This window comes from Bradyrhizobium sp. Kon56 (assembly GCF_055807635.1).
The window spans coordinates 1-1,598 of sequence record NZ_JBVVOU010000092.1 but is presented as its reverse complement, the minus strand read 5'-3'; the positions used below and the strand labels follow the sequence as shown (position 1 = coordinate 1,598).

Here is a 1,598-nt window from a genome sequence, read left to right as displayed (position 1 = left end):
AATTCATCACCTGCAAGGAGAACGAGATCTCACGCCCCGGGACATGAGGCCTGACCTCCCGGCATCACTCCGCGGACATCGCGAGATCCGCAGGGGCGCGTGAACCCCGGGCCATCGACGGAGCTCGGTTAAAGTGCGTCCCAAACGCGATAGGGGAGTGAAGGCCGGCGGATCGTGCCGTTGTTGCTGAATCCAGGAGTGGGCGTACTTAGAGAGGCAAGTTCGGCCCATCGCGTTCCCTCGCTGTCTGAGTGATGCCGCGCGACCCGACCGTGCGCGGATGGATTGCCAAGCGAATCTGTGGCTGCCGTACTCGGCTGCGCTGGCCTGCTTGATGAAGAACGCCCTGGTCGCCCTCGCACCATCAATAGCGACCGGGTTGCAGCCGTAATCGAGCGGACGTTGCGTATGACGCCGGCCGATGCGATGTGGTCTATCGGCTTGATGGATGCGGAAACTGGCTTTGCCAACAGCACGAGCCGCCCGATGTGGGCGGCGCGCGGCTTGCAGCCGCACCGTAGTCAGACAATCAAGCTGTCGAGCGATCCGCTGTTTGTCGAGAAGCTGCGATATCGTCGACCTCTACCTATCTCCACCGAACCGAGCCCTTGTGGTCGGATTGATGAGAAAGGCCAGATTCAGGCACTCGATCGCGAGCAACTGGTCTTGCGATGATGCCTGACGTGCCGCAACGTCGTGCGCACAGCAATGTGTGGCATGGGTGCGACCTCGCTATTTGCCGCGCTCGGTGTTCGTCATCGGCAAATGCTACAAGCGCCGCCGGGCAGTTAAGTTCTTTGAAGTTTATAAAAGAGATCGATCCTCAAGTTCCTGAAGGACTCGATGTTCATACTGGCATGGATAAGTACGCAACCCACAAGATAGCCATTCCCACCAATTCCTGTTTCGTGTTTGGCGCGCCACCCGTACTAAAAATCACCCTTTCAAGCCGCTTTGCCGGCCTATACTAAAGTTGCTGCGGCTGCCAACGTGCGTATCCGATCGAATTCTTCGAATGATGCCCCCGCCACGCGAGATTTAAGCGGAAAAGGGCTGGAAATGCATGAAAACGATAGCAACTGCCAATTAAAACAAGGGCTGTCCAGTTCTGCTGACGATCGCTAACTTGCGTAGGCAAAGCTGCGAACAGACCGATGTTTTCGGAGGAATCGCATGCCTCAGAGCTGCAGAGATGCCAAATCGTACCGTTCGATGCTCTTTGTCCCAGCGCATAGGCGCGACTGGATGTTGAAGGCGCCCAAGTATGGTGCCGATGCCTTGCTCTTCGATCTTGAGGATTCCGTTCCCGTTGCGGAAAAGCCTGCTGCTCGAAATGCAGTCAATGAAGTCATTAGAGAAATGAGTGGGAAAGCGTTTGGCCGTTTCGTGAGGCTCAATGGCTGGCGAACTGGCTGGCTGCTGGACGATCTTAACGCGATAGTGGTTGGTGGTCTCGACGGGGTTATGCTCTCCAAGACTGAAGATCCGGAAGACGTCGCCGCCTTGGATCTGGTGCTTGGCGAGTTGGAGAGATCGCGCGGTTTGCCAGTCGGCAACGTAGAGATTTGCCCGTACGCAGAAACTGCAAGTTCTATGTA

General features: G+C 56.5%; 1 protein-coding gene and 1 pseudogene. Both read left to right on the top strand.

From position 1 onward, the window contains the following. Positions 1-171: 171 nt before the first annotated feature. Positions 172-881 (top strand): annotated as a pseudogene (locus tag AC0L3B_RS38075) (transposase); the annotation flags it as partial. Positions 882-1,245: 364 nt separating this feature from the next. Continuing rightward, a partial coding sequence (locus tag AC0L3B_RS38070; RefSeq protein ID WP_473382672.1) for an aldolase/citrate lyase family protein occupies positions 1,246-1,598 on the top strand: 353 nt, incomplete at its 3' end.